This window comes from Streptomyces sp. NPDC023723, assembly GCF_040639815.1.
Lineage (GTDB): Bacteria > Actinomycetota > Actinomycetes > Streptomycetales > Streptomycetaceae > Streptomyces.
On sequence record NZ_JBFAAP010000009.1, the window covers coordinates 125,471 to 152,038 of the forward strand.

At 71.4% G+C, this 26,568-nt stretch carries 20 protein-coding genes and 4 pseudogenes; 14 read left to right on the forward strand and 10 right to left on the reverse strand.

Annotation, left to right across the window (positions count from 1 at the left end; genetic code table 11):
- The first annotated feature begins 37 nt into the window (after positions 1 to 37).
- Positions 38 to 3,091: an alpha-L-rhamnosidase C-terminal domain-containing protein gene (locus tag AB0G32_RS13325; RefSeq protein WP_361162201.1), complete on the forward strand. Its 3,054-nt coding sequence runs from the start codon at positions 38 to 40 to the stop codon at positions 3,089 to 3,091.
- 35 nt (positions 3,092 to 3,126) lie between these two features.
- Positions 3,127 to 5,550, forward strand: coding sequence for a glycosyl hydrolase family 28 protein (locus AB0G32_RS13330; protein ID WP_361162203.1), 2,424 nt, complete (start codon positions 3,127 to 3,129; stop codon positions 5,548 to 5,550).
- A 341-nt stretch (positions 5,551 to 5,891) separates the two neighbouring features.
- On the opposite strand, the gene AB0G32_RS13335 is transcribed toward AB0G32_RS13330, so the two are convergent.
- The 5 genes and pseudogenes from AB0G32_RS13335 to AB0G32_RS13355 form a co-directional block, all read right to left on the reverse strand.
- Positions 5,892 to 7,868 carry a right-handed parallel beta-helix repeat-containing protein gene (locus AB0G32_RS13335; RefSeq protein ID WP_361162205.1) on the reverse strand — a complete coding sequence of 659 codons (1,977 nt, stop codon included), beginning with the start codon at positions 7,866 to 7,868 and terminating at the stop codon, positions 5,892 to 5,894.
- A gap of 213 nt (positions 7,869 to 8,081) precedes the next feature.
- Positions 8,082 to 8,300, reverse strand: a complete 219-nt coding sequence (locus AB0G32_RS13340; protein ID WP_361162207.1) for a LuxR C-terminal-related transcriptional regulator — start codon at positions 8,298 to 8,300, stop codon at positions 8,082 to 8,084.
- A gap of 136 nt (positions 8,301 to 8,436) precedes the next feature.
- Positions 8,437 to 8,721: pseudogene (locus tag AB0G32_RS13345) on the reverse strand (HD domain-containing phosphohydrolase); the annotation flags it as partial.
- A 9-nt stretch (positions 8,722 to 8,730) separates the two neighbouring features.
- On the reverse strand, positions 8,731 to 9,039 hold the full coding sequence (locus tag AB0G32_RS13350; protein WP_361162209.1) for a hypothetical protein: 309 nt from the start codon (positions 9,037 to 9,039) through the stop codon (positions 8,731 to 8,733).
- A gap of 905 nt (positions 9,040 to 9,944) precedes the next feature.
- Positions 9,945 to 10,120 (reverse strand): annotated as a pseudogene (locus AB0G32_RS13355) (IS982 family transposase); the annotation flags it as partial.
- Between the two features lie 34 nt (positions 10,121 to 10,154).
- Here AB0G32_RS13355 and AB0G32_RS13360 point away from each other — a divergent pair.
- A pseudogene (locus AB0G32_RS13360) lies at positions 10,155 to 10,322 on the forward strand (IS110 family transposase); the annotation flags it as partial.
- Between the two features lie 535 nt (positions 10,323 to 10,857).
- Here the strand turns inward: AB0G32_RS13360 and AB0G32_RS13365 are convergent.
- From AB0G32_RS13365 to AB0G32_RS13385, 5 genes are all read right to left on the reverse strand, one after another.
- Positions 10,858 to 12,486, reverse strand: a complete 1,629-nt coding sequence (locus AB0G32_RS13365) for an ABC transporter ATP-binding protein (protein ID WP_361162211.1) — start codon at positions 12,484 to 12,486, stop codon at positions 10,858 to 10,860.
- Positions 12,483 to 13,397: an ABC transporter permease gene (locus tag AB0G32_RS13370; protein ID WP_361162213.1), complete on the reverse strand. Its 915-nt coding sequence runs from the start codon at positions 13,395 to 13,397 to the stop codon at positions 12,483 to 12,485. Before AB0G32_RS13370 ends, AB0G32_RS13365 begins: the two co-directional genes overlap by 4 nt.
- Entirely contained in the window at positions 13,394 to 14,347 is a 954-nt protein-coding gene (locus AB0G32_RS13375) for an ABC transporter permease (RefSeq protein ID WP_361162215.1), read from the reverse strand. The genes AB0G32_RS13370 and AB0G32_RS13375 overlap by 4 nt, the downstream gene beginning before the upstream one ends.
- 43 nt (positions 14,348 to 14,390) lie before the next feature.
- Positions 14,391 to 16,010, reverse strand: coding sequence for an ABC transporter substrate-binding protein (locus AB0G32_RS13380; protein ID WP_361162358.1), 1,620 nt, complete (start codon positions 16,008 to 16,010; stop codon positions 14,391 to 14,393).
- Between the two features lie 125 nt (positions 16,011 to 16,135).
- A complete protein-coding gene (locus AB0G32_RS13385; protein ID WP_361162217.1) occupies positions 16,136 to 16,267 on the reverse strand; it encodes a putative leader peptide in 132 nt (43 codons plus the stop codon).
- Positions 16,268 to 16,424: 157 nt separating this feature from the next.
- On the opposite strand from AB0G32_RS13385, the gene AB0G32_RS13390 reads away from it, so the two are divergent.
- The 11 genes and pseudogenes from AB0G32_RS13390 to fabG all read left to right on the forward strand — a co-directional run bounded on the left by AB0G32_RS13390 (position 16,425) and on the right by fabG (position 26,558).
- Positions 16,425 to 16,907, forward strand: a complete 483-nt coding sequence (locus AB0G32_RS13390; protein ID WP_361162219.1) for a nuclear transport factor 2 family protein — start codon at positions 16,425 to 16,427, stop codon at positions 16,905 to 16,907.
- A 634-nt stretch (positions 16,908 to 17,541) separates the two neighbouring features.
- On the forward strand, positions 17,542 to 18,735 hold the full coding sequence (locus AB0G32_RS13395) for a LuxR C-terminal-related transcriptional regulator (protein WP_361162221.1): 1,194 nt from the start codon (positions 17,542 to 17,544) through the stop codon (positions 18,733 to 18,735).
- Positions 18,736 to 18,963: 228 nt separating this feature from the next.
- Positions 18,964 to 19,476 carry a nuclear transport factor 2 family protein gene (locus tag AB0G32_RS13400; protein ID WP_361162223.1) on the forward strand — a complete coding sequence of 171 codons (513 nt, stop codon included), beginning with the start codon at positions 18,964 to 18,966 and terminating at the stop codon, positions 19,474 to 19,476.
- A gap of 10 nt (positions 19,477 to 19,486) precedes the next feature.
- A complete protein-coding gene (locus AB0G32_RS13405; protein WP_361162225.1) occupies positions 19,487 to 19,912 on the forward strand; it encodes a hypothetical protein in 426 nt (141 codons plus the stop codon).
- 45 nt (positions 19,913 to 19,957) lie between these two features.
- Positions 19,958 to 21,139 carry an acyl-CoA dehydrogenase family protein gene (locus AB0G32_RS13410; protein WP_361162227.1) on the forward strand — a complete coding sequence of 394 codons (1,182 nt, stop codon included), beginning with the start codon at positions 19,958 to 19,960 and terminating at the stop codon, positions 21,137 to 21,139.
- A 12-nt stretch (positions 21,140 to 21,151) separates the two neighbouring features.
- On the forward strand, positions 21,152 to 22,615 hold the full coding sequence (locus tag AB0G32_RS13415; RefSeq protein WP_361162229.1) for an FAD-dependent monooxygenase: 1,464 nt from the start codon (positions 21,152 to 21,154) through the stop codon (positions 22,613 to 22,615).
- A 30-nt stretch (positions 22,616 to 22,645) separates the two neighbouring features.
- Positions 22,646 to 22,972 (forward strand): TcmI family type II polyketide cyclase, encoded by a 327-nt coding sequence (locus tag AB0G32_RS13420; protein ID WP_361162231.1) that lies wholly within the window; start codon positions 22,646 to 22,648, stop codon positions 22,970 to 22,972.
- A pseudogene (locus tag AB0G32_RS13425) lies at positions 22,969 to 24,250 on the forward strand (beta-ketoacyl-[acyl-carrier-protein] synthase family protein). The gene AB0G32_RS13420 and the pseudogene AB0G32_RS13425 overlap by 4 nt, the downstream one beginning before the upstream one ends.
- On the forward strand, positions 24,247 to 25,482 hold the full coding sequence (locus AB0G32_RS13430) for a ketosynthase chain-length factor (protein ID WP_361162233.1): 1,236 nt from the start codon (positions 24,247 to 24,249) through the stop codon (positions 25,480 to 25,482). Before AB0G32_RS13425 ends, AB0G32_RS13430 begins: the two are co-directional and overlap by 4 nt.
- Before the next feature lies 1 nt (position 25,483).
- Positions 25,484 to 25,753 (forward strand): acyl carrier protein, encoded by a 270-nt coding sequence (locus tag AB0G32_RS13435; RefSeq protein WP_361162235.1) that lies wholly within the window; start codon positions 25,484 to 25,486, stop codon positions 25,751 to 25,753.
- A gap of 22 nt (positions 25,754 to 25,775) precedes the next feature.
- On the forward strand, positions 25,776 to 26,558 hold the full coding sequence (gene fabG / locus AB0G32_RS13440; RefSeq protein WP_361162237.1) for a 3-oxoacyl-ACP reductase FabG: 783 nt from the start codon (positions 25,776 to 25,778) through the stop codon (positions 26,556 to 26,558).
- Positions 26,559 to 26,568 lie beyond the last annotated feature (10 nt).

Here is a 26,568-nt window from a genome sequence, read left to right on the forward strand (position 1 = left end):
GATGGGGAGAATTCGCATGAGACCGCGGTGGCCGTTCATGTCCCGTTCCGCAGTGGCCGCGTTGGCCGTAGGGCTGGTGATCGCCGCGGCGCCGCCCGGCGCCGCCGCCCGGTCCGGCCGCAACCACGACCCCCAGGCGCCGGCGCAGCTCACGGTCGCCGACCGGGTGGACCCGTCGGCCGTGGACGGCACCCCGCCGTTCGGCTGGCTGCCGAGGGACACCGACGCCGGCGAGGTGCAGTCCGCCTACGAGGTGGTGGTGCGCGACAGCCGGGGGCGCGCGGTGTGGGACAGCGGCAAGGTGTCCGGCTCGCAGCAGTCCTGGGTGTCCTACGCGGGCCCCGGCCTCGCACCGGGCACGAAGTACCGCTGGACCGTACGGACCTGGGACCGCGAGGGCGCCGTGTCCCCCTACGCGCGCCCCGCCTCGTTCACGACCGGCCTCGGCGACGGGGACTGGTCCGGCGCCCAGTGGATCCGCAGGCCGGCCAGCGGCAACGACGCGAGCAACGAGTGGACCGCGGCCCGCAAGGTCATGCGCGTCTCAGGCCGCAGCAAGGTCACCGGGGCTCGGGTCTACGTCGCGGCCATGGGCGACTGGCAGGTGAACGTGGCCGGCCGCGTGGTGCAGCGCAGTTCCTCCTACGAGTACGCGGGTGAGGGCTTCTACGACGTGGCCGACCTGACCGGCGTGAAGGCCGGCCAGGAACTGCCGATCGGCGTGGTCACCCACTACTGGGACTGCAAGTGCCAGGGCCGGGCGAACGGGCCCGGCAGTTCCGAAGGACCCTCGGGACTGCTGGTCAAGGTCGTCGTCGACCACGCCGACGGCAGCCGGGACACCATGGTGTCGGACACCTCCTGGAAGGTGCACCGCTACGACGCCCAGCGCGTCGACACCCTCACCTACCGCAACGCCGACTCCGGCGACCGGGTGGAGTACTACGACGCCCGGGCGGAGCTGTCCGGCTGGGACACCGCCGGGTACGACGACACCGGATGGCCCGCGGCGACCGCCGTCGGCGCCCACCCCAGGCCCGCCCCCGCGTCCTGCGCGTCGTACTCTGGCGGCTCCTCCCCGTGCGCCTTCACTCACCTGTCGGCCCTCCAGGCCCAGCTGGCCTACTCCACCGTGCACCCCGTCTCCCTGAAGCGGCTCGCCGACGGCACGGTCTTCGCCGACTTCGGCAAGGTCTACTCGGCGGTGCCGTCGGTCCGTCTGGCGGAAGGCACTGCCGGGCGGCAGTTGACGTTCACCACGAGCTACCGCCGCAACAACTCCACCCTGACCGCCGCCGCTTCGGCCGGTGACACCACCGTCACCCTGGCCAGGACGTCGAACCTGCGGGCCGGTGACGAGATCGTCGTCGACGCCCCGGCGGCCGGCTACGGCGCGGGCGCTCCCGAGACCCGCACCGTGCGGTCGGTGCAGGGCACCACGGTCACGCTGGACGCCGCGCTGACCGCGGACCACGCGAGCGGCAGCTGGGTGGAGAACTCCCGCGCCGGCACCTCCGCGCTGGACACCCAGGGCAGCGACATGCGCTTCCACTACACCGAGAAGGACGGCGCGCAGACCGCCCGCCCCTTCACCTACTGGGGCTGGCGCTACCTGCAGATCAGCGACCCCGGCGAGGACCTGACCGCCGCCGACGTCACCGCCGTCGTCCAGCACACCCAGGCCCCGCACACCGCCGCCTTCGACAGCAGCGACGACGTCCTGGACGACGTGTTCGACCTGATGGCGCACTCGGCGATCCAGTCCGCCCAGAACGTCTTCCTCGACACCCCGACCCGGGAGAAGGGCCAGTTCCTCGCCGATACCGTCAACCAGTCGTACGCCACCATGGCCGCCTTCGGGGAGCGCGCCCTCACCCGCCAGGCGATCGTGTCCTTCATGAACTCGCAGCAGCGGTTCTGGAGCAACGGCGGCATGAACGCCGTCTACCCCAACGGCGACGGCAAACGGGACATCCCCGACTTCACCGAGATGTTCCCCGACTGGGTATGGCGCTACTACCGGACCACCGGCGACCGCCAACTCCTCGAAGAAGCCCTGCCGGTGATGCGCGACATCGCCGACTACGTGTGGGCCGCCGTCGACTCCAACGGCCTGGTGGCGAACCTGCCCGGCGGCTCAGGCCCCTACCAGTACGGCATCACCGACTGGCCCGCCCCCATGCGCTACACCACCGTCACCAGCGGCAACACCGACCGTACCGTCGTCAACGCGCTCGGCGTGAGCGCGCTGCGCACCGTCGCCCGCGCCGCCGAGGCCCTCGGGGACACCGAGACGCGCACCGCCTACGACCAGCGCGCCGACCGCCTCACCACCGCGATGCGCACCCACCTCTTCGACGCGGCCACCGGCACCTGGTCCGACGGCCTGGACAAGACCGGTACCGCACTCTCCAACTCCGGCCAGCACGCGCAGAGCTTCCCCGTCGCCTACGGCGTCGCCGACCCCGCCACCTACCCGGCAGCCGGCGAACAACTCACCGCGCTCGGCATGGGCCAGGGCCCGATGACCCTGCGCACCCTGCTGGACGCCCTGCGGCTCACCGGCCGCACCGACACCCTGGTCGACCTCCTGACCGACCCCGCGCAGGACGGCCCCGCGCAGGTGCTGGCCGAGGGCGGCACGTTCCTGTGGGAGCAGTGGACCCCCGGCTGCGCCACCTCCTCCTGCACCGGCGCCCAGGTCTCCCAGTCCTCCAGCGAGAGCATGTCGCACGGCTGGGGAGCCGGCGCGATCACCGCGATCCTCGAAGGCGTCCTCGGCATCCAGGTCACCGCGCCGGGAGCGTCGGAAGTCCGCATCGAACCGGCCGACAAGGGCGTCAGCCACGCATCCGGCACCCAATGGACGGAGCGCGGAGAGATCGCCGTCGACTGGCGCCGCGGCCGGCACGGCGTGAGCACGGAGGTCGACATCCCCGTCAACGTCACCGCGACCGTCGCCCTGCCCGTGGCCGCCGGCTCCGCCTACCGCGTCAGCGGCCGTGCCGAGTACCTCGGGACCGAGGACGGGCGCGCGCTGTACCGCGTCGGCTCGGGACACACCGGCTTCCGCGCGGTGGCGGACAAGTGACCGGCACACCGACCACGACCAGGAAGGCGACTTCCGTGCGAAACCGACGACGGGGCCCACGTGCCCTGATCCTGTCCGCGGTCACCGCTGTGGCGGCGGGACTGCTCGGCACCGCGCACGCGGTCCCGACGACGTCCGCAGCCGACACCCGGCACCCGCTCTCGACCGGCACGAGTGTCGTGGCTCGGCAGGGCTCGGCCGGTGCCGTCCAGAACGTGGGAACCTCCACCGTCACGGTGCGGCCCGGGACCGGCGTACGGCAGGCACTGGCGAAGCTGACCTCGGCCGACCGCTCCCGGCAGACCCGTGTCCTCGTCGACGCCGAGGGACAGCCCAAGAACAGCGGCCAGGTCGAGGCGGGCGACGTCCTGCGGGTCACCGCGGAGGACGGACGCACCACCGGCAGTTACGCGCTCGCGGTGGACCAGCCGGCGACCGCACGGGACAAGGCCCACTGGAACAACGCGCTGTACGACCGCATCGACCGGACCGTCAACGCGCACACCCCCGTCTTCCCCGACCGGCGCTGCGACGTGACGGCGGCCAAGTACCGGCCGCTGGTGAGGCAGGTCACCGAGACCTACGCCACGGGCAACGAGGCCGGCCGCCCCTCGGCCACCGACTCACCCCTGGTGTACGGCTCCCAGCAGGTCTGGTACTACGGCGACGCCCTCAACGCGGCCGTCAAGGACTGCAGCACCGCCGGCGGCGGCATCGCCGTCGTCCCGGCCGGGGGCTCGCTCAACGCCGACGGCGCCTACTACACCGGTGCCGTCAACCTGCTCAGCGGCGTCAACCTGCACATCGAGACGGGCGCCGTCGTCGAGTTCATGCGCGACAAGACCAACGAGTACTACCCCGTCGTGCGTACCAGCTACGAGGGCAGCGACCTCTACAGCTACTCGCCCCTCATCTACGCCCTGCACCAGCGCAACATCGCCGTCACCGGCGGCGGCACCCTGGACGGCCAGGAGGACATGTGGAACTGGCGGCCCTGGAAGAAGGGGTACTGGGGTGAACCCTCGGTGGAGAACAAGAGCGTCGACGCACCCTACGGGGCCAACGGTGTCCTGAACGACATGAACTACCGGGACGTCCCCGTTGAGCAGCGCATCTTCACCGACGACGGGGAACTGCCGGACACCATCCCGGTGGTGCGGCAGGGTGAGGTGCGCGACGTCGCCCCGCCGGCCGGGGCGCAGGCGATGAAGTCGACCTTCCGTCCCTCCTTCATCCAGCCCAACGACTCCACGAACGTCCTGATCGAGGACGTGCGGATCCGCAACACCCCCTTCTGGATCGTCCACCCCCTCAGCTCCAAGAACGTCCTCATCCGCAACCTGGACATCTACAGCAACAAGACGACCGGCTACGAACGCACCGGCTGGAACAACGACGACGGCATCGACCCCGAGTCGAGCGAGAACGTCGTGATGGAGAACAACACCGTCACCGTCAGCGACGACGGAGCCGCGGTGAAGGCCGGGCGCAACGTGAACGGCCGCGAACACCGCTCGCCCAGCCAGAACATCATCATCCGCGACTCCTCCTACCGCAACGACGGCGGCGGCTCGGCGGCGGTCTCCATGGGCAGCGAGATGTCGGGCGGCATCCGCAACGTCTTCATCCACGACAACACCTTCGGCGGCTCCGGCCTCGCCATGGCCCTGAAGCTCAAGACGAACTCCAGCCGGGGCGGCGCCGTGGAGAACATCTACCTGCGGGACTGCCTGCTCGAACGGGCCTCCTACGGGGTGGCCGAGTTCGACGCCGACTACAAGGAGACCGTGCCCTTCCCCGGCGCCGACGCCTTCGATCCCACGATCCGCGACATCCACATCGACAACGTGGACACCGCCCCGACGATGCCGCCCGGCCGGACCGCCTTCTCCTTCCCCAGCGGGGCCTCACGGTCGCCCGTGGAGAACGTGTACTACGGCAACTCGGTCTTCCACACCAGCAGCACGCTGTCGGCCGCGTTCGAGAAGAACAAGAACATCCGCAACCTCGTCGTCGACAACGTCGACTACGTCAATCCCAGCACCGGGGCCACCACGCGCTACGACACGACGCCCCTCGTCCTGGAGAAGGGAACCCGCGCCGTCCGGGACGACGGCACGACGGTGCCTCTGGCGGAGGCCGGCTCCGCACCCCGCGGCCACGTCACCACCGTCCCGGACGCCACCTTCCGCGTAGCCGGCAAGGTGGACCTGTCCACCGCCCCGGACTTCCCCGCGAAGGGCACCGTCCGTCTCTTCGTCGACCGCGACACCACACCCGTGGCCGCGACGCTCCAGGCCGACGGCAGCTTCCTCAGCGACCCCGTCACCCTGGACGACAACCAGACCTGGTACACGGACCGCCACTACGTCTCGGTCAACTTCTACCAGGGCATCAACATCAACACCGTGGTCCACCACGTCCGGGTGGAGCAGTCCACCACGGACGGGAGCGAGTAGCCGGTCGGCCCGCGGCGCCGGCCGGGATACCGACGCCCGGGTCTTCTCGGGTACGTCCCGCCGGAACGGACCGTACGCCGTGGCACCGCATTCGGAACGGGAACAACGTGACCACACCCGGATCGTTCATGGAAGCCACGTGGAGGACAACTGCTGCACAGGCATATGTGCACCTGTGCAGCAGTCCGCTCACCGTTTCTCGGGGGGCATGCCCGGCTTCCTGGTCGCAGATGGTGCTGGCCGGCACCTCGGCGGGGCGGCGGTCCGGAGCGGCATCAACCCGAAGAGGTGGCCCGCCCGCACCGAGGACTCAGGATGCCGCGGGAGTACAGACCGCGAGGTCACCGTCCGGAGGCCGGGCCCACGGGGGGTGGTGTGGTCAGCCGGGCGCCGAAGAAGTCGACCCGCAGGGGCAACTGGCCGGCGCCGGTGTCGCCGGCCGCGTCGAAGCCGGCCGCGATCGACGCCAGGTCGACGGGGGTGCCGGCCGAGAGCAGCGGTGAACCGGCCGACCGGGGTACGGCGTTGGTGATGTCGTCGGCCGGGTTCCCGCCCAGCTGGGGGTCCTCGGTGATCGCGCCGGTATCCGCGTCCGGTGCGACGACCTGCGGACCGTAGTAGGCGTTGGTGTTGAAGGAGACCCCGGGATAGTCGGTGCGGAACCGGGCGGCGGCGACGTCCGTGCGCGCGTTGACGAACACGTTGTTCAGGACGTGGTGCGCGTTCTTGGCGGTCAGGTAGCTTCCGGCGCTGCCCGAGGACTCGAAGAACCCGACGGTGTTGTCCTTCAGGGGCTGGCGCGTGTTGTACATCAGGTTGTTGTGGATGACGTTGACACCGCTGTCGCCGTGCGGGTTGACGTAGTTGCGGTCGATGTCCTGGATGATGTTGTAGCGCACCACGGCCGTGCCGAAGCCGAAGCCGCACAGCAGGATGCCCTCGCCGGAGTCGTGCACGTAGTTGCCCTGGATCAGGATGTTGGTCGCACCCCGGTCCGGGTCGATGCCGTTGGAGTCGGCGGCGTTGACCCGGGTCTCCAGCTCGGCGACCTCGTTGTTCTGCACGACGATGTCGTCGCTGTAGTACATCTCGATGCCCGACACCCCCGCGCCGTCGATGAGGTTGTCCTCGACGGTCGCGCGCTGGACACTGGTCAGGTAGAGCGAGTCCCAGCCGTACTGGGTGTCCCGGTTGGTCAGGTAGTTTCCCGAGATGCCGATGTCGTGGTGGGGGCGCCAGTCCGGGTCCTCGGTGACGGTGCCGTCGGTCGCGGCCCGGCCTGCCGCGCGGTCGCCCCAGCCCGGCTCGACGTCCTGGTAGCGGTAGGTGCCCATGCCGGAGAACTGCTTGAAGACGACGTTGGCGAAAGCGGTGTTGGCGATGACGTTGTCCCGCACCGTGACCCCGGAGAACTGCGAAGCCGTGAGCGCGTCGCCCTTGAGCCCCTCGAACACGATGCCGCCGGTGCGCTTGGAGCGGTCGAGGCCGCTGTTCCCGATCGACCACATGACGCCGCTGACGTCGTGGACGAACACGTTGTGGATGGCGTAACCGGTGAGCGTCCCGGCGTTCTCCGCCTGCACGTGGATGCCGCGCAGGTCGCCGGTCTTCGGGTTCTCCTCGCCGGGCAGCTTGCCCTCGCCCGCGCCGGGTTCGAACGTCGACGGATCGAAGCCGTCGGTCACGTTGCTGATCTCGATGTTTGAGATGTCCCAGTGTGCCTGGTCGGTCAGTTGCAGTACGTCGTTGACGACGCCGCGGCCGTTGAGTTCGGGGGCGGCGCCGGTGCCGTAGCTGGACAGCACGACGGGCCGGCCGGTCGCACCGGAGCCCTTCGGGGCGAGCAGGGCGGTCGGTTCGGGGCCGGTGACGTCGGTCGGTTCGCCGTCCGTCCACTGGGTGTAGTCGTAGGCTTCCTTGGCCACTTCGTCGCCCTGGGCCGACCACGAGCTGCCCGCCTTGAGCAGAATGCGGTCACCGGGACGGAACACCTTGGCGTTGACCCGGGTGAACGTCTTCCACGCGGTCGACGGCGACCTCCCGTTCGCCGTGTCGTGGCCGCCCGCGGAATCGACGTAGTACGTGGTGCCCCGCCGGCTCTTCGGAGCGGCGCCCTGCACGACGGGAAGGGCGCCGTTCTCGACGACCTCCCGGCCCTCGGCCTCCAGGGCACCCTTGTCGGTGTACCCGGAGAAGGCGCCCGGCTGTGACGTCAGCGGCGGTGATGCAGCCGCTGCCACGGGCCCGGTGGCCAGGAGCATTGCCGTACCGAAGGCAGGCAGGAGAAGGCGCGTCGTCCAGCGCCTCGTTCTCGTCATGATCGCTGTTCCTTTCGTCCGCCGGCCCTCGGTGGGTGAGCCGGGCTCATCGCGGTGCGGCTCCAGGTCGGTCGGTGAGGGGTACGGGCTGCCGGTGTGCGTGGCTCTCGTCCCCGCTGAGTGATCGGTCACTCTGATTCGTTGGGAGACCATATGGTCGGCTGACTGAGCGGTCAATACACCTTGCAGGAACCGGTTCTTTCGAAACTCGGGCTACGGGGGCGAGGCCGAGTGAACGATCCTTCGCGCCACAGCGGTCGCGGTCGTGGCTAGGGCAGCAGATGGTGTTCCATGGCGAAGACCGCCACCGCGGCGCCCGGTCTTGTCGTAGAGGTGCCCCAGGTGGTGTCCCACCGTCCGGTCCGAGATGGACAGCCGCTCGCAGATCTGCTGGTTGATCAGTCCGCGCGCGGGCAGCCGCACCACCTCCACCTCCCGCTCCGTCAGTCCGGCCGGCCGGGACGCGCGGCGGCCAGGCCCGCGCGCAGCACCACCGCGCGGGCGGCAGGGTCCAGCGCACCGGCGTCGGCCTCGGCCCGGAGCATCCCGGCCGCGTCCTGCGGGCCGTGCGCGGCTCGGTGAGGGCGGCGAAGACGTCGGCCGCGGCCAGGATGCGACTGGCCGCCGAAAGCTGGGCCGCGTGCGTGCCGCAGTGGTAGCCGCTGCCGGCCATCCGCTCGTGGTGCGCCGCGGCCAGCGGCGCCAGCGGGGCGAGCAGCGGGATGCGCTGGGTCCAGTAGGCGTGCAGCCGCACCCGTTCGGTGTCGGCCGTGCTCAGCGGGCCGGAGCTGTCCGACACGCCGGCGGAGACCACCGCCCGGCCCAGGTCGTACAGCAGGGCCGCGCAGCGCACCCGTGGGACCTAGTCCTCCGCCAGCCCGGCCAGCCCGGCCAGCCTCCCGGCCCCCTCGGCCAGGCGGGCGAGGTGCTCGCTGTGTCCGATCAGCCACCTGCTCTCCAGGTCGACGAACCGGGCCGGTAGCGCGCACAGTTCGGGGACGGTGCCGACCGGGACCATGGCGCCGGCGTCCGTGAACGCGGCCGCCACGTCGGGGCCAAGATGGCCGCCGGCCCGCCTGGTCACCTCCGCCACCGCTGCGGCGGCCCCGCCCGCCGCGGACGCCAGCACCGCCTGTTCGGCGACGCGGACGACGCGTGCGGCCGGCGGCACTTCTGCCCGCGAGCCCCGCTGGGATGCCGAGTCCGTCCCAGCGTTCGTAGACGCCGTCCAGGGCGGTGATGGCCGACGGGTGCAGTCCGAGGCTCGTGCCCAGCACCCGGCCGGTCTCGCAGCCGTTGCGCATGGCCTGCACTCCCTCGCTCGGGAGTACCTCGGACAGGACGTCGGTCAGCTGCCGCGCCGAGCGCGGTGTCCATCCGCCCAGGCGGACCAGTTGCTGCGCCATCGGCAGGCCGCCGGCCGGGTCGAGGTGTTTCAGCGCGCCGGAAGGCGACTTCGTCCCCGAAGAGCGCCGCGAGTACCCCGGCCACTCGGATGAGTTGATCTTGAAGCCTTGGCAGGCGTCCGGGATCACTCGGTGCTGTCGGTGTCCTCGGCGAGGATGCGGTACACGGTGGCGACGGAGGGACGCTGTCCCTGCTTCTGCCTGAGATGATGACGAGCTTGCGGGCGATCTCGGGGACGGGGACGCGATCGGGCGTAGCGGCCTCGTCGTCGACGGCTTTGGGGCGTCTGCCGTGCCGGCGCGCTCGTGGGCGGAGGCCTGGCCTTCCAGGGACTTCTCCCGGATGTACTCGCGCTCGGACTCGGCAATGCCGGCGAAGAACACGAACAGGGCGGCGCCGTGCCCGGAGGGGCCGTAGACCCTTTGGAGGGGGCGGCGAGGAGTTCGAGTTGGATGTCGTGGTGGCGCAGGTCCTCGGCGATGATCAGCAGTTCGGCGGCGCCGCGGCCGAGGCGCTTCATCTCGTGCACGGGGAAGATCACCCGCTGGTGTGGACGGCCTTCTTGATGGTGCGGGCGAAGTCCATCGCCTTGACGAACTCAGGCCAGATCTTGATGCGGGTGCTGATCTTCTCCGAGAAGGCCGGATCGCACCCGGCTTCCGCCAGGGCGTCGAGTTGGCCCTTGAAGGTCTGGTTGACCGACTCGATGACCTGGCGCGTTCCGGCTCGCCCTTGCGGGCCGGCCGCAGCAGCCGAATGTCCTGTTCGGAGAGCTCTCCTTCGAAGCCTCGGCCGAAGTAGTCCTTGTCGCCGATCAGCGTCTGGGCAGGACGCGCGGCGACAAGGCTCGTCGGCTCACGACTCGGTGGATTCAAGGTGCACCACCGGCGGCGCCGCGACCATGGGAACCGGCACTCTGCGGCTCAGAGGAACCTTTGCAACCGCATGATCGGACAGCTCTACTGCTGGCTGCGCACAACCGGGCCTATGACGAGGCGGTGGCCTTCCCACAGGCCGGTGGCGCCGCACAGGCGGGTTGCGGCCTGAGCTATCGAGCCTTCACCGAACAACGCGAATGTCTGGCAACACCGAGGCGTCCACGCCTTCCCGGGCGAGAACGGTCCGCGCCAGTTCCCGGACAGCACTCCACCCGGGGTCGCTGCCAAGAACTGCTGTCGTCCACCGGTTCGTGGTTTCGTCGCGTGCCATCCCGTCGAAGATCGGGCCGATCACCCGCAGGTCGGGCAGCGAGTCACGGCCGAGGAGCCCTTACTCCACCAAGCGCTCGGTCATACGGAAGGCGTGCTCGAAATCGAGGGCGATCTCGTCCGTCACGACACCGTGCTTCTCCAACCACGTTGTCCGGTCTGGCCTTTGTCGTCACACTCGACGGCGACACGCAGACCGGCACGTCCGGGGCCGGCCGTCTGCCGGCCTCCAAGGTCAGGGACAGCCGCCGTGCAGTGCCGGCGGCCCGGGACCACTGCCCCCGACGACTCCTCCGGACCCTGCCCGTCGAGACGGCCGTACGGGCCGGTCAGAGGCACCGCGAGCGTGGCCCGAGCCCCGTGCGGCTCCGGCGTCACCCGCCTCCCGCCCCTCCCGGCACCGACGCGAGCAGGGTGCGCGTGTACGCGTGGCCGGGGGACCGGAACAGGTCGTCGGCCGTCGCGCTCTCCACGAGCCGCCCGGACCGCATCACCAGCACCCGGTGGGCGACCTGGCGTACGACGGCCAGGTCGTGCGAGACGAAGAGGTACGACACACCGGTGTCTGCCTGCAACTGGGCCAGCAGGGCAAGGATCTGCGCCTGGACCGACACGTCGAGGGCGGACACCGGCTCGTCGCACACCACCAGCTCCGGGGAGAGCGCCAACGCGCGCGCGATGGCCACTCGCTGGCGCTGGCCACCGGAGAGTTCCGCGGGCCGGTGCCCGCTGAGCCGCGCCGGCAGCGCCACCCGGTCCAGCAGCGCCCCGACCCGCTGCTCACGGGCGGCCCGGTCGCCCACCCGGAACGCGCGCAGGGGCTCGCCCACGATGTCGCCCACCGACAGCCTCGGGTCGAGTGAGGAGTACGGATTCTGGTAGACGAGTTGGGCCCGGCGGCGCAGCGCCCGCAGCCGCGCCCCGCGGGCCTCGGTGACGTCCTCGCCGTCCCACCTGATCCGGCCGGAGGTGGGTGTCGTCAGGCGCAGGATCATGCGGGCGGTGGTCGACTTCCCGGAACCGGACTCCCCGACGAGGGCGACGGTCTCGCCGCGGCGCAGGGTGACGCTGACGTCGTCGACCGCGCGCAGGGTGCGGGGGCCGCCGGCTGTGCGGGGGAGCGGGAAGTCCTTCGTGAGGTGCAGGGCCTCCAGCAGCGGTGCGGCGTCCTCACCCGGTGACGGCGGTGCCACGGGAGTGCTGTCCAGCCGGGGCACACTGCGCAGCAACCGTCGCGTGTACGGGTCTTGCGGCGCCGCCACCACGCGGGACGCGGGCGCGCACTCGACCACGGTGCCCTCCGACATGACGGCGATGCGTGCCGCCCGGTCGGCGGCGACCCCCAGGTCGTGCGTGACGAGCAGGATCGCCGTACCGGACGCACGGGTGAGTTCCTGGAGGTGGTCGAGGACGCCGCGTTGCACGGTGGCGTCGAGCGCGCTGGTGGGCTCGTCGGCGATGACGAGCGAGGGCGAGCCCGCCAGCGCGACGGCGATCAGCACGCGCTGGCGCATGCCGCCCGACAACTCGTGCGGATACCGTCGCGCCTGGGTACGCGGGTCGGGCAGACCGGCCCTGGCCAGCAGGTCCAGCGCCTCCTCCCGGGCGGCCTGCCGGGTGACCGTCGCGTGGATGCGCAGCACCTCCGCCACCTGGTGGCCGACGCGCTGGACGGGGTTGAGGGAGACGGCGGGGTCCTGGGGGACGAGACCGATGCGGGTGCCCCGCACCGCTTGCAGCTCCTTGTCCTTCAGGGTGGTCAGGTCCCGGCCGTCCAGGAGGACGCTTCCGGCGTCGATCCGCCCGCCGGGGGCCAGCAGACCGGTGATCGCGTGTGCGGTGGTGCTCTTGCCCGAGCCGGACTCCCCGACGAGGGCCACGATCTCGCCGGGAGCGATGTCGAGGTCGACACCGCGCACCGCGTGCACCGGGCCTGAGCGGCTGCGGTAGGAGACGTGCAGGTCGCGCAGGGAGAGCAGGGGTTCGGGCGCGGGCGCTGTCATCGGTCGTCCGTCCTTTCGCCGTCCAGGGCGCGTGAGATGCGGTTGACCGACAGGACCAGCGCGGCGACGGTCAGTCCCGAGAGCGTCGTCACCCACCAGGCGTCGGCCAGGTAGTCCCGGCCGTCGGCGATGAGCGTGCCCCATTCGGGAGCGGGCGGCGGCGCCCCGTAGCCGAGGAAACTCAGCGACGACACCGCCAGGACGGCCGTCCCCAGGTCGAGGGCGGCCAGTACGAGGACCGGGCCGGCGGCGTTGGGGATCACGTGTCTGCCCAGGACGGCCCACCACCGGGCGCCGCTGACGCGCGCCGCCTCCACGTAGGGGGTGTGCCGTACCCGCAGCACCTCCGCCCGCATGACCCGTGCGAAGCCCGGCACCCCGGGGAACCCGACGGCGATTGCGATCTGGACGGTGCCCGGACCGAGCGCGGTGACGACCGCCAACGACAGGAACAGCCCGGGGACCGCCAGCAGGACGTCCACGCACCGCATCAGGGCGCCCTCGGTCCAGCCGCCGGCGAATCCCGCGACGAGACCGAGCGCGCTGCCCACGACGAACGCGACCGCCACCGCGATCACGGTGCCCTTCAGCGACAGCGAGGCGCCGTGCACGACGCGTGCGTACAGGTCGCGGCCCATTTCGTCGGTGCCGAACCAGTGCCGCGCGCCCGGCGGTCGCAGGATCTCGGCGGGGACGGCGCGCAGCGGGTCGCGGTCGGTGAACAGGCCGGGCCAGAACGCCGCGAGCAGCGCACAGGAGACGAACAGCAGGGACAGGACCAGTCCGGGCCGGCGCAGCAGGAAGCGCCCCATGCGCCGTCCCGGCCCCCGCCTCCCGACAGGTCCGGCCGGCAGTGGGCCGGAGGGCCGCGCGGGCGCGGACGCGGGCCGGGACCGGAGTGTCTCGCTCATGCCGCGCTCCTGTGGCCGGGGGCGACGATGCGCCGGTCGAGCAGGGGGTAGGCCAGGTCGACCAGGAGGTTGACGAGGACGAACACGAGCGCCCCGAAGACCACGACGCCCTGCACGACCGGGATGTCCTGCACGGTGACGGCATCGGTGATGACCCGCCCCAGGCCGTTGCGGGAGAAGACGTTCTCGACGACCACGGCGTTCGCCGTGAGCTGCCCGGCCAGCACGCCGACCACGGTCAGGGCCGGCAGCGAGGCGTTGCGCAGCGCGTGCCGCACCAGCACCCGGGCCCGCCCGGCCCCCTTGGCGCGGGCGGTCTGGATGTAGGGCTCGCCGAGGGCGGCGAGCAGGCTCTTGGACAGCACCTGGGCCATCAGCACGGCGGCCGGCAGGGCCAGGGTCACCGCGGGCAGGAGCAGACCCGCTGCCGAGTCGTTGCCGAACGCGGGAAGCAGGCCCAGGCGGAAGGAGAACAGCTGGACGAGCATCAGCCCGACCCAGAACGCGGGCAGGGAGATGCCGAGCGAGGGCAGTGACAGCAGCAGTTGCCGCAGCCACCGCCGCCTGGTGGCGGTGCCGGCGAGTGCCAGACCGACGCCGCCCGCCACGGCCAGCACCAGTGCCCCGCCCGCCAGTTGCAGAGTCTGCGGCAGGGCGTTGGCGAGGGTGGCGGTGACCGGGCGCCCGGTGGCGACCGACTCCCCGAAGTCGCCGCGCACGGCGGCCCCGAGGGAGGTGGCGTAACGTACCAGCACGGGCCTGTCGAACCCGTACTCGGCGCGCAGTTCGGCCAGCCGCTCCGGGGTGACCTGGGTGGAGTTGAGGCCGGCGCCCGCCATCGCGGCGACCGGGTCGCCGGGGAGCAGGTCGAGCAGCAAGAACGCCAGGGTGTACGCCGCCCACAGGACGCCGGCGGCTTGCGCCAGGCGCCACAGGACATACCTTCGCATCGTCTTCCTTCGTGGTCCCGGGTGTGTTGGGGGCAGGCGCGCGTCACTTCTTCCAGGTGTCGTGGAGCCGCACCCCGCCGGACGCGCCGAGGGTGAGGCCCTGCACCTTCGGGGAGACACCGATCAGGGCCTGCTGCTCCACGATCGGCACCACGTACGCCTGCTCCACGACCAACTCCTGGGCGCGGGCCACCAACTGGTCGCGCCGGTCGGTGTCGGTCGTCCTGGCCTGTGCGTCGAGGACGGTGTCGAGTTCGCCGGCCGGAAGCCGGTAGGAGTTCACCAGGTGCGTCGAGTACAGGGTGCGCAGCGCGTCCGGGTCGGCCCGGGTCAGGTCGCCGCCCCACAGGGCGTCGTAGTCACCGGTCTTGAGGGTCTGCGGGAACTGGGTGACCTGGAGCTGCTTGATGACCAGGCCGACGCCGATGTCCTTGAGCTGCTGCTGGACCAGTTCGAGCGCGCTCTGGTAGGCACCGGCGTTGCTGAACGACACCACCGTCAGCCGCAGTTCCGCCCCGTCCTTGGTCCGGACCCCGTCACCGGACGCGCTCCAGCCGGCCGCCGAAAGGAGGGACTCCGCCCTGGCCCGGTCGTGGGTGAGGTGCCCGGACAGATCCGTGTGACCGGGCGTGGTCCGGGACAGGACGCTGGCGGCCGGCCGGGTGCCGGTCGGGAAGACGGCCTCGGCGATCTCAGCGCGGTCGATCGCGACCTGGACGGCCTGGCGCACCCGGGCGTCACGCGTGAGCGGGCGGGCGTTGTTGAAGCCGAGGTTGAACACCACGCCCGGATTGGCCCGCCGCTCGACGCGCGCACCGGCGCGGCGCAGCACCGCCTCGTCCTGCCGGCGCACCCCGCCGATCGCGTCGACCTGCCCGGAGCCCAGGCTGCCGGCCCGCACCCCCGACTCGGCGATCACGTTGAAGGTCACGGAGTCCAGATACGCCTCGCCCTTCTTCTTCGAGGCGGCGGAGCCCCAGCCGTACCCGGTGCGCTTCTTCAGCGTGAGGGACTGGTTCTGCCGGTACCCGGACACCGTGAACGCACCGGAGCCGTGTACGCCGTCGGCGCAGCGCTGCTGCGGTGTGCGGCCCGTGTCGGCGGCCGAGACGAGACCCAGCGCGGCGGTCGAGGCGGCCTGGAGGAACTGGGCGTTGGGCTGGTCGAAGGTGACCCGAGCCGTGTGCTCGTCGACGACCTCGGTACCGCGGTATCCGGTCAGGTAGCCCTGCGCCAGGATCGCGAGGCCGCCCAGCCGCGGTATCGCGTCGAAGTTCTCCTTGACCGCCCGGGCGTCCACGGGCGTCCCGTCGCTGAAGGTGGCCTCGGCGCGCAACCGGAAGGTGAAGGTCTTGGCGTCGTCGCTCACCTGCCAGCTGCTCGCCAGCCAGGGTATGAGGCGGCCCGTGGCGGGGTCCTGGTCGATGAGGGAGTCCACCGTCTGGCGCAGTGCGTAGAGCGTGTCACTGCTGCCGACCTGCTGGGGGTCGAGGCAGCCGGCGTCGGTGGCGACGGCGAAGGTCAGGTTCCCGCCGGACACGGGCGTCCCGGCACCGGCGTCCGACTCCGTGCCGTCGCCGCCCGCGCACGCGCTCAGGGCGACGAGGGCGAGGGCCGACAGCGTGGCGAGAGCGGACAGCCGGGGCGTCCGCGAGCGTTCCATGATCACGAGTGGTGTCTCCTGCGAGCGAGGTCGAGCGGAGGCGGAGCGCGGCGCGGGGGCTCCGGGAAACGCCGCGGCGATGAGGCCCGTGGGGGAGCGGCAGAGAGAAGGACCGGGTGCGCGCGTTACAGCGGGTCAGCGAGCCGGCCGGCGGGACACCCGGCGCTGCTCACTCTCAGCAGGTCGATGTGGCGACGCGACGACAACGGCGGCGCGGAGAACGCGGGACACGTGGCGGGGAGGTCGAAATACGCCATGCGCACACCCGCCCCCTTCGGTGTCGTCCGCTGCCGACGGAACCCGATAACGGCCGTACATTAGCCAGTTGCGGCCAGAGCGGTCAATGGCGTGTTCCGGGCCTTGAAATGGCGTGGCATCATGAGCGGAAACCCACCGGTCCCGGAAGGAATTGGCATGGCCCCCTCGGACGATCTGCTGGCCAGGATTGAGGCGGAGCGGGAAATCTACCGCACGTTCTACAAGTTCTTCCGGCTCGTCGACAGCAACAGGTATCAGGAGCTCGTGGACTGCTTCACCAAGGACGCGCTCATCGAGTACGACGTGATGCCCGGCCCCACCCAGCGCTTCCACGGGCGCGACGAGTTCACCGCCTTCATGTCCGCGGGCCTGCCCTACAAGCGGGAGCGGACGGTCGCCCACGTGCTGGGCCAGACCCTCGTCGAATGGACCGAGCACGGCCCTCACGTGCAGGCTTACGCCACTGTGTGGCACTGGAGCGCCACCCGCACCCCCGACGGGCGCCACCGGCCGGCGGACTGGACGGTGGTCGGCCTGGTGGATGACGACTTCGAACAGGAGGACGGCCGCTGGCTCATCAGCCGTCGGTACGTGGCTCCCGTCGCCGGCCTCGTGGCGGCGGGCAGGGCACCGATGTAGATAACGGCTGCCGGTGGCGCTTCCTTTTCTGAGTACCGGCGGCCTGCCGGACCCGCGTGAAAGTGTCACCTATCTATATGGACGACTGTCACCCGTCTCTCCGAATTGTTCGGGGAGGCGGGTGAAATTTGTTCGGGGTGGTGAGTGACAAATGTTCGGAGACATGAGTGACGGTCATCGGGAGGAAGGCTGATGGTCAGGCTCGGCAGCGGCAATTCCTGGCCACTCGTTCTGCCGTTCCGGAGAAACCGAACGACAAGGTTCGGCCAGTGATTTGACAATGCCGCAATGTTGACCGTGTACGGTCGTCTCCGTTCCGCCCACGAGCGGGATCTGTCCCTGCTGTTCCCGCAGTTCCTCATCCGCGCCCCGGCCGAGTGCCCCGGACAGTGTCGTCCGGCTGTGCCCCGCCGGTCCCGTCAGCCGGCCCGCGCGCGTGCGGCACCAACCCGTGATCACGGGCGGTCGTCGGCCGCCGCACCCGAACACCGCCACCGGCCCGGGACCTGACGCGCGGATCGAGCACCTTCGTACCAAGGGGGAGACGATGACGGAGGCGCCACATTCGAGCGACGGGCCGGGGAACGGCACCAAGCCTTTCCGCGAGGGCTCAGCCGTTCACATTCCCGGCCGGATGGATCCCGGCGACGAACGGGTGCCGCCCGACGAGGTGTGCCTGTCCCTGCACAGTCTCGAACTCGCCAACCTCGGCGTGCGGCGCAGCCTCGTCCACGAACAGGTCCGCGAGATCCTGACGGCCAAAGACCGGCGCGGCCACCCCTACTGCATGTGGCTGGCGGTGCTGACCCTCCTCTACACCGGCGACCTGGTCACCGCGCACGCCGAGTGCCGGGAACTGGCCAGGGACCCGCGGTGGTGGGGATCGGCCCGGCACCGCGACCTGCTGACCCTGTTACGGGCGAGGATCAGCCTCCTGGCCGGTGACGGCGTCAAGTCCGCCGCCCTGCTGGAGGGCGCGCTCGGCCGCCGTCTGCCGCGGGAACTGACGTACCTGGCCCTCGCCTGGCTCGTCGAGGCACAGGTCATGTCCGGTCGTACGGACGAGGCGCACGCATCCCTCCTCGCCCACGGACTGGCCGGCCGCGTCGACCACACGATTCCGGACGCCGCCCATGTCCTTGCCGCCCGCGGCACCCTGCACATGGCCACGGGACGGTTCCAGCACGCGCTGGACGACTTCACCTCCAGCGGGCGCCTCCTGAGAGCCGAGAGCGTCACCAACCCCGCGGTGCAGCCGTGGCGTTCACGGGCGGCGTTCGCGGCCCTCGCCGTCCGCCGACGCGACCTCGCCCAGGCCCTGGCGTCCGACGAACTGGCCGCCGCCCGCACCTGGGGCGCGCCGAGGGGCATCGGCCTGGCCCTGCACGCGATGGCCGTCACCGGCGAGGGCGACTGCGCGCTGTCGCTCCTGGAGGAGGCCGTGGAACTCCTCGACCTCGCCCAGGCGCGCGGCGACCTGATCCACGCCCTGTACGACCTGGCCGCTCTCCAGACCGGCCGCGGCGATCCCTCGGCGGCCCGCAACCGCCTCGAGGCCGCGGTCGCGATCGGGCGGGACAGCCGCAACGGGCTGTGGGCGAGCCGGCTCTCCGCCGCGCTCGACCGGCAGCACGACGTACCCGGCCTCACGGGTCAGGAGGCGCGGATCAGCGAACTGGCCCGCGCCGGGTACAGCAACCGCGAGATAGCGGACACCCTGTTCCTCGCGGTACGCACCGTGGAGTTCCACCTGTCGAGCGTGTACCGGAAACTCGGTGTGTCCGGACGCAAAGAACTGCGCGCGGTCCTGGGCGCAGTTCCTTCGTAACGGGGAAACATTTCTGTCGTGCGCCGTTCCTCTTCGGGAGGGACGGCGCGTTCGCGTTTCGGTGAAGCCACGGGTGACACCACAGGAGACCCTGCGGTCCGACCGTAGGTTCTCCCGGAGGCCCTTGAGTTCGAACGCTTCGGTCTGCGAGGGTCGACGGGTCGGGAAGAAGCCGGCCGCACGGTCCCATCCGATTCCACTCCTTCAACGGGAAGGGGCACTCCCTCCATGCCGGAGCAGAGCGAAATCGTCGACCTCGTGAAATCCCTCGAAGAACGCGTCCGTATTCTGGAGGACGAGCGGGAACTGAACAGGCTACGGGCAGAGTTGCCGCGCCGTATCAACGACGGCCGGTGGGAAACGGTCGGAGAGCTGTTCTCCACCGCCGCCCACCTCGACTACGGCCACCTCGGGCGGGCGAGCGGACGGGACATGATCCAGCAGTACTTCGCCGCGCTGCCCGGCCGCATCCAGCAGGACAGGCCGGACTCGGGCCTCCTGGTCAAACAGTTCGTGCACGGCCACGAAGTAGAGGTCAGCGGCAACCTCGCCACCGGCGTCAGCTTCTTCGAGGAGCGGGTCGTCTTCGACGACGAGAGCGCGATGGTGGCCGGCAAGTTCGCCGACACCTACGTCCGCGAGGGCGGGCGGTGGCTCTTCGCGCGCATCGAACTCACCCTCTACTGGGTCCTGCCGCACCACGAGGGACTCGTCCGCAAAGACTTTTCTCCGCAGAACTGAGGTGCATTCGGTGCTCCAGCAGAACACCACCAAACGGCTCGGCTACTGGCTCCTCCATCTGCACCGCCTCTTCGACGAGGCGACCGCACGGGCGCTTGCCGAGGAGAAACTCGACCGGCGGCAGTGGCAGGTCCTCCATGCCATAAGCATCGGCCTGGACCGGGTCTCGGAAATCGACGAGGCGTTCGCCCCATTTCTCGCGGTCGATCTGAGTGCCACCTATCAGCCGGTCGTCGATGAATTCCGGGCGCGCGGCTGGGTCTCCGTGCGCGACGGTGAGATCGGCTTGACCGGCTCCGGAAACCGGGCTCACGAGCGCGCCGAAGTCCTCGTCAACGCCCACGCCGCCCGCTCGCTCGCCGGGATAACCGAGACGGAATTCCTTGCGGCCAATGACGTCCTGGCCCGTATCGCCGCGAACATCGAAGGCGAGTAGACCGGTGCCGCCCGTGCACCGCAGCCGCTCCCGCCGGAGGAACTGATGCCGTCCGCCACCGCACCCACCCGTGACGAACTCGTCGGCGCCGCCGCCAAACTGGTGCCCCTGCTGCGCTCCCGCTCCGTGTGGATCGACGAACACCGGCGCCTGCCCCAGGACGTCGTCGCGGCGATCGAGGAGTCCGGCCTGCTCAAGATGCAGGTCCCGGCCCAGTACGGCGGCTACGAGTCGGACGCCCGCACCTTCGTCGACGTACTGGCCGAGATAGGCAAGGGCAACGGCTCCGCCGCCTTCTGCCTGTCCGTGTACGCCGCCCTCGGCTGGATGACCGCCCTGTGGCCCGACGAGGCGCTCGACGAGGTCTACGCCCACCCCCACGTCCGGATCAGCGGCACCACCGCCGCGACCGGCACCGCGCGACGCACCGACGGCGGGTACCTCCTCAACGGCACCTGGCGCTTCAACAGCGGGGTCCTGCACAGCCAGTGGAAGATCAACGTGGCCCTGCCCGAGGACCCGTCGGCCGACCCCGTCCCGCTCTTCTGCCTGGTCCCCGTCTCCGAGCTGCGCATCGAGGACGACTGGCACACCGTCGGGCTACAGGGTTCCGGCAGCGTCACCACCGTCGCCGAGGACGTGTTCGTACCCGAGCACCGGGTCATCACCGGCATCGACTTCTACCAGAACATCTCCCGCTCACGCGTCAACGCCGCCAAACCGCACTACCGCGTCCCCGTCCTGGTCACCACCAACGCCATCCAGTGCGGCCAGCTGCTCGGCGCGGCCCGGTACGCCCTGTCCAGCTTCCTCGACCGGCTCCCCGGCCGGCCGCTGACCTACACCCACTACGCCAGCCAGCAGGCGGCGCCGCTCACCCATCTCCAGGTCGGCGAGGCGGCGCTGCTCATCGAGGACGCCGAACTGCGCGCCCACCGCTTCGCCGGCCTCATCGGCGCCAAGTCCGCCCGCGAGGAGCCCTGGAGCACCGAGGAACGCGTCGCCTCCCGGGTACAGATCGGCTGGATCGCCCGCCAGTGCAAGGCGGCCGTCGACATCCTCGCCTCGGCCGGCGGAGGCTCCTCCATCCACCGCGACGTCCCCCTCGTCCGCATCCAGCGGGACCTGCACGCCGCGTCACTGCACGCGATGATCACGCCCGCGGTCAACGTCGAGCTCTACGGCCGCTCCCTGTGCGGCCTGGAGCCCAACACGGACTACCTGTAGGGAGACACTCACATGGACGCCTCCGTCATCGTCGTGGGCGCCGGGCCCGCCGGGCTCATGCTGGCCGGAGAACTGCGCCTGGCCGGGGCCGACGTCCTCGTCCTGGAACGCCTGGAGCGCCCCACCGGCGAGTCCCGCGGCATCGGGTTCACCGTCCGCACGACGGAACTCTTCGACCAGCGCGGGCTGCTGCCCCGCTTCGGGGAGCTGGACACCAGCACGGCCGGCCACTTCGGCGGGCTGCCCCTCGACCTCACCGTCCTGGGCGCCGCCCACGGCGCCGCCCGCACCGTCCCCCAGTCCCGTACCGAGGCGGTGCTGGAGAGCTGGGCCCGGCAGCTGGGCGCCGAGATCCGGCGCGGCCAGGAGGTGACCGGCCTCAGCCAGGACGCCGAAGGGGTCAACGTCACCGTCGCGGGCGCCGAACGGGCCCTGCGCGCACGCTACGTCGTCGGCACCGACGGCGGCCGCAGCGCCGTCCGCCGCCTCGTCGGCTTCGACTTCCCCGGCACCCCGGCGACCACCGAGCTGTACCTCGCCGACATCCGCGGCGTCGACCTCCCGCCCAAGATGACCGCCGACCCCACCGCGGGCGGGCTGGTCATGGTCGCCCATCTGCCCGACGGCATCACCCGGGTCATCGCCGCCGAACGCGGCACACCCCCGGCCAGGCGTACCGCGCCCCCGCACTTCCAGGAGGTCGCCGACGTCTTCAAACGCCTCACCGACACCGACATCTCCACCGCCGAACCCGTCTGGGTCAGCGCCTTCACCGACGCCGCCCGCCAGGTCACCCGGTACCGGCGCGATCGCGTCCTGCTCGCCGGCGACGCCGCGCACGTCCATCTCCCGGCCGGCGGCCAGGGCATGAACACCTCCGTGCAGGACTCGGCCAACCTCGGCTGGAAGCTCGCCGCCGTGGTCCGCGGCACCGCACCACCCGCCCTCCTGGACACCTACCACCAGGAACGGCACCCCGTCGGCCGGCGGCTGCTGGCCAACACCATGGCCCAGAGCCTGCTCATCCTCGGCGGCGACGACGTCGCCCCCGTCCGCGACATCCTCACCGAACTCCTCGACCACCCCGAGGTCGCCCACCACCTCGCGGGACGCGTCAGCGGCACGGACATCCGCTACGACACCGGCGGCGGCCGGCACCCCCTGCTCGGCGTACGGCTGCCCCACCACGCCCTGGACCACGGCGCCCGGCGCACCAGCACCACCCAACTCCTGCGCACCGGACGCGGCCTGCTGCTCGACCTCGCCGACAACCCGAGGCTCCGCCACCGCGCCGCGCCCTGGAGCGACCGCGTCGACATCGTCACCGCCGCCCTCGCCGACCCGCCCGAGCACGCGCCCCTCGCCACCACCGCGGGCGCCCTGGTCCGCCCCGACGGCCACGTCGCCTGGGCCGCGCCCGGCGCCCACCACGACCTGCCGACCGCCCTGGAGCGCTGGTTCGGCCCCGCCCGCTGACCCGAACCCCCCGTACTCAGAAGGAGAACGATGCACAGCACGTTGATCGTGGCCCGGATGGTGCCCTCCTCGGCCGAACAGGTCGCGGATCTCTTCGGGGCCTTCGACCGGACGGACCTGCCCGGCCGGATGGGAACCAGGCGCCGGCAGCTGTTCGCCTACCGGGGCCTCTACTTCCACCTCCAGGACTTCGACGACGACGACGGCGCCGGACGCATAGAGGACGCCAGGACCGACCCCCGGTTCGTCGCCATCAGCGAGGACCTCAAGCCGCACATCCAGGCCTACGACCCGGCCACCTGGCGCTCCCCGGCCGACGCCATGGCCCAGCGGTTCTACGACTGGAGCGACCGGTGAGCGGCACGCCCCGACGGCGGGTCGTCATCACGGGCGTCGGCGTGACCGCGCCCGGCGGACAGGGCGCCAAGGCGTTCTGGAACCTGCTCACCGACGGCCGCACCGCCACCCGCCGCATCTCGTTCTTCGACCCCGCCCCGTTCCGCTCGCAGATCGCGGCCGAGGTCGACTTCGACCCGGAGCTGTCCGGCCTCACCCCGCAGGAGATCCGCCGCATGGACCGGGCCGCGCAGTTCGCGGTGGTCACGACGCGCGAGGCGGTCACCGACAGCGGCCTGGCCTTCGAGGCCCTCGACCCGCGCCGCACCGGCGTCACCATAGGCAGCGCGGTCGGCGCCACCATGGGCCTCGACCAGGAGTACCGCACCGTCAGCGACGGTGGCCGCCTCGAACTCGTCGACCACACCTACGCCGTACCGCACCTGTACGGCTACATGGTGCCCAGCTCCTTCGCCACGGAGGTGGCCTGGGCGGTCGGCGCCGAAGGGCCCGCCACGGTCGTCTCCACCGGCTGCACCTCCGGCCTCGACGCCGTCGGCCACGCGGCCGACCTGATCCGCGAGGGCACGGCCGACGTGATGATCGCCGGCGCCACCGACGCGCCCATCTCACCCATCACCGTGGCCTGCTTCGACGCCATCAAGGCCACCACCCCCCGCAACGACGACCCCGCACACGCCTCCCGCCCCTTCGACGCCAGCCGCAACGGCTTCGTCCTCGGTGAGGGCTCGGCTGTCTTCGTCCTGGAGGACCTGGACCGCGCCCGCGCCCGCGGGGCACGGATCTACGCCGAGGTCGCCGGGTTCGCCACCCGCTCCAACGCCTTCCACATGACCGGGCTGCGCCCCGACGGCAAGGAGATGGCCGAGGCGATCCGGGTCGCCCTGGACGAGGCCCGCCTCAACCCGGAGGACATCGACTACGTCAACGCGCACGGCTCCGGCACCAAGCAGAACGACCGGCACGAGACCGCCGCGGTCAAACGCAGCCTTGGCGAGCACGCGTACCGCACCCCCGTCAGCTCCATCAAGTCCATGATCGGGCACTCGCTCGGCGCCATTGGTTCCGTCGAGATCGCCGCGTCCGTCCTGGCCATGGCCAACAACGTGGTGCCCCCCGACCGCCAACCTCCACACCCCCGACCCCGAGTGCGACCTGGACTACGTGCCGCTGACCGCCCGGGACCAGCTCACCGACGCCGTGCTCTCCGTCGGCAGCGGGTTCGGCGGCTTCCAGAGCGCGATCGTGCTCGCCGACCCGGGACGAGGTGCGCGATGACCCGCCGCACCGTCGTCACCGGCCTGGGCGTCGTCGCCCCGACCGGGCTGGGGATCGAGGAGTACTGGGCCGCCACGCTGGCTGGACGCAACGCCCTCGGCCGCGTCACCCGGTTCGACCCGACCCCCTACCCGTCCCGGCTGGCGGGCGAGATCAGCGGGTTCGACGCCGCCGGCCACCTGCCCGGCCGCCTGCTGCCGCAGACCGACCGCATGACCCGCCTCGCGCTGGTCGCCGCCGACTGGGCGTTCGCCGACGCCGGCCTGGTCCCCGCCGACCTGCCCGACTACGACGTGGGCGTCATCACGGCGAGCCACTCCGGTGGCTTCGAGTTCGGACAGAACGAACTGCGGGCCCTGTGGAGCAAGGGTGGCCAACACGTCAGCGCCTACCAGTCGTTCGCCTGGTTCTACGCCGTCAACAGCGGCCAGATCTCCATCCGCGGCGGACTGCGCGGTCCCAGCAGCGTGGTCGTCAGCGACCAGGCCGGCGGCCTCGACGCCCTCGCCCAGGCCCGCCGCCAGGTCCGCAAGGGCACCCCCGCGGTGATCTCCGGCGCCGTCGACGCCTCCATCTGCCCGTGGGGCTGGGTCGCCCAGCTCACCAGCGGCCGGCTCAGCACCGGCGACGACCCGCACGACGCGTACCTGCCCTTCGACGAGCGGGCCGCCGGCCACGTCCCCGGCGAGGGCGGCGCACTGCTCGTACTGGAGGCCGAGGAACACGCCAGGGCCCGCGGCGCCCGCGTGTACGGCGAGATCGCCGGCCACGCGGCCACCGTCGACCCGCACCCCGACAGCGACCGCGCCCCGACCCTCCAGCACGCCGTCGAACTCGCCCTGTCCGACGCCGGAGCGGCGCCCGACGACATCGACGTCGTCTTCGCCGACGCTGCCGCCGTCCCCTCCCTCGACCGGGCGGAGGCCGAGGCGATCACCAAGGTCTTCGGCGTACGGGGAGTCCCGGTGACCGCACCCAAGACGGGCACCGGCCGCCTCTACTCCGGCGCCGCCCCGCTCGACGTGGCCGCCGCCCTGCTCGCCCTGCGCGACGCGGTGATCCCGCCGACCGTCGGCTCCGTCGCCTCACCGGAGTACGACCTCGACCTCGTGACGAGCCCCAGGCCGGCGCCGCTGCGCACCGCCCTCGTGCTCGCCCGCGGCCAGGGCGGGTTCAACTCCGCGCTCGTCGTGCGGGCCACCGGCCCCACCCCCTCCGGACGAAGGACCTGACATGGCTGCCACCTCATTCACCCTGGACGACCTCAGGGCGGTGCTCCTGCGGGCCGCGGGCACCGACGACACCGTCGACCTCGACGGCGACATCGCCGACCTCGACTTCGCGGACCTCGGCTACGAGTCGCTGGCCCTGCTGGAGACTGCCGGGCAGATCGAGCGAACGTACGGCATCAGCCTCGACGAGGAGGCGTTCGCCGACGCCCGGACCCCGCGCCGGCTCATCGCACTCGTCAACACCCACCTGTCGGTCTCCGACGCCGCCTGACCGTCCGACCGGAAGGACGAGCATGACCGAGAACTCCAGGGTCGCCCTGGTCACCGGAGCCACCAGTGGCATCGGCCTCGCCTCCGCGCGGCTCCTCGCCGAACAGGGCCACCGCGTCTTCCTGTGCGCGCGGGACGCCGCCACCGTGGAGGCGACCGTCAAGTCGCTGCGGGACGAGGGCCTGGACGCCGACGGCACCACGGCCGACGTACGCGAACGCGAGCAGGTAGCCGCGGTGGTCGAAGCAGCCGTCGCCCGCTTCGGGCCGATCGGCGTCCTGGTGAACAACGCCGGCCGCAGCGGCGGGGGAGTGACCGCCGACCTCGCCGACGACCTGTGGGACGACGTCATCGCCACCAACCTCACCAGCGTTTTCCTGGTGACCCGCGCCGTGCTGACCACCGGCGGCATGCGCCGGGGCGACCGGGGCCGCATCATCAACATCGCCTCCACCGCGGGCAAACAGGGCGTCGTACTCGGCGCCCCCTACTCCGCCTCCAAGCACGGAGTGGTCGGCTTCACCAAGGCCCTCGGCAACGAGCTGGCCCCCACCGGCATCACCGTCAACGCGGTCTGCCCCGGCTACGTCGAGACCCCGATGGCGCAGCGCGTACGCGCCGGATACGCGGCCGCCTACGACACCACCGAGGACGCCATCCTCGAGAAGTTTCAGGCCAAGATCCCGCTCGGCCGCTACTCCACCCCCGAGGAGGTCGCCGGCCTCGTCGGCTACCTCGCCTCCGACACCGCCGCCTCCATCACCGCACAGGCCCTGAACGTCTGCGGCGGCCTCGGCAACTTCTGAACCGTGCACC

What these genes read in the sequence shown, in the direction of transcription:
- AB0G32_RS13325 (WP_361162201.1), top strand. Translation starts at nt 38, where the DNA reads ATGTCCCGTTCCGCAGTGGCCGCGTTGGCCGTAGGGCTGGTGATCGCC.
- AB0G32_RS13335 (WP_361162205.1), bottom strand. Translation starts at nt 7,868, where the DNA reads ATGACGAGAACGAGGCGCTGGACGACGCGCCTTCTCCTGCCTGCCTTC.
- AB0G32_RS13365 (WP_361162211.1), bottom strand. Translation starts at nt 12,486, where the DNA reads ATGACAGCGCCCGCGCCCGAACCCCTGCTCTCCCTGCGCGACCTGCAC.
- AB0G32_RS13370 (WP_361162213.1), bottom strand. Translation starts at nt 13,397, where the DNA reads ATGAGCGAGACACTCCGGTCCCGGCCCGCGTCCGCGCCCGCGCGGCCC.
- AB0G32_RS13375 (WP_361162215.1), bottom strand. Translation starts at nt 14,347, where the DNA reads ATGCGAAGGTATGTCCTGTGGCGCCTGGCGCAAGCCGCCGGCGTCCTG.
- AB0G32_RS13380 (WP_361162358.1), bottom strand. Translation starts at nt 16,010, where the DNA reads ATGGAACGCTCGCGGACGCCCCGGCTGTCCGCTCTCGCCACGCTGTCG.
- AB0G32_RS13385 (WP_361162217.1), bottom strand. Translation starts at nt 16,267, where the DNA reads ATGGCGTATTTCGACCTCCCCGCCACGTGTCCCGCGTTCTCCGCGCCG.
- AB0G32_RS13390 (WP_361162219.1), top strand. Translation starts at nt 16,425, where the DNA reads ATGGCCCCCTCGGACGATCTGCTGGCCAGGATTGAGGCGGAGCGGGAA.
- AB0G32_RS13395 (WP_361162221.1), top strand. Translation starts at nt 17,542, where the DNA reads ATGGATCCCGGCGACGAACGGGTGCCGCCCGACGAGGTGTGCCTGTCC.
- AB0G32_RS13400 (WP_361162223.1), top strand. Translation starts at nt 18,964, where the DNA reads ATGCCGGAGCAGAGCGAAATCGTCGACCTCGTGAAATCCCTCGAAGAA.
- AB0G32_RS13410 (WP_361162227.1), top strand. Translation starts at nt 19,958, where the DNA reads ATGCCGTCCGCCACCGCACCCACCCGTGACGAACTCGTCGGCGCCGCC.
- AB0G32_RS13415 (WP_361162229.1), top strand. Translation starts at nt 21,152, where the DNA reads ATGGACGCCTCCGTCATCGTCGTGGGCGCCGGGCCCGCCGGGCTCATG.
- AB0G32_RS13420 (WP_361162231.1), top strand. Translation starts at nt 22,646, where the DNA reads ATGCACAGCACGTTGATCGTGGCCCGGATGGTGCCCTCCTCGGCCGAA.
- AB0G32_RS13430 (WP_361162233.1), top strand. Translation starts at nt 24,247, where the DNA reads ATGACCCGCCGCACCGTCGTCACCGGCCTGGGCGTCGTCGCCCCGACC.
- AB0G32_RS13435 (WP_361162235.1), top strand. Translation starts at nt 25,484, where the DNA reads ATGGCTGCCACCTCATTCACCCTGGACGACCTCAGGGCGGTGCTCCTG.
- fabG (WP_361162237.1), top strand. Translation starts at nt 25,776, where the DNA reads ATGACCGAGAACTCCAGGGTCGCCCTGGTCACCGGAGCCACCAGTGGC.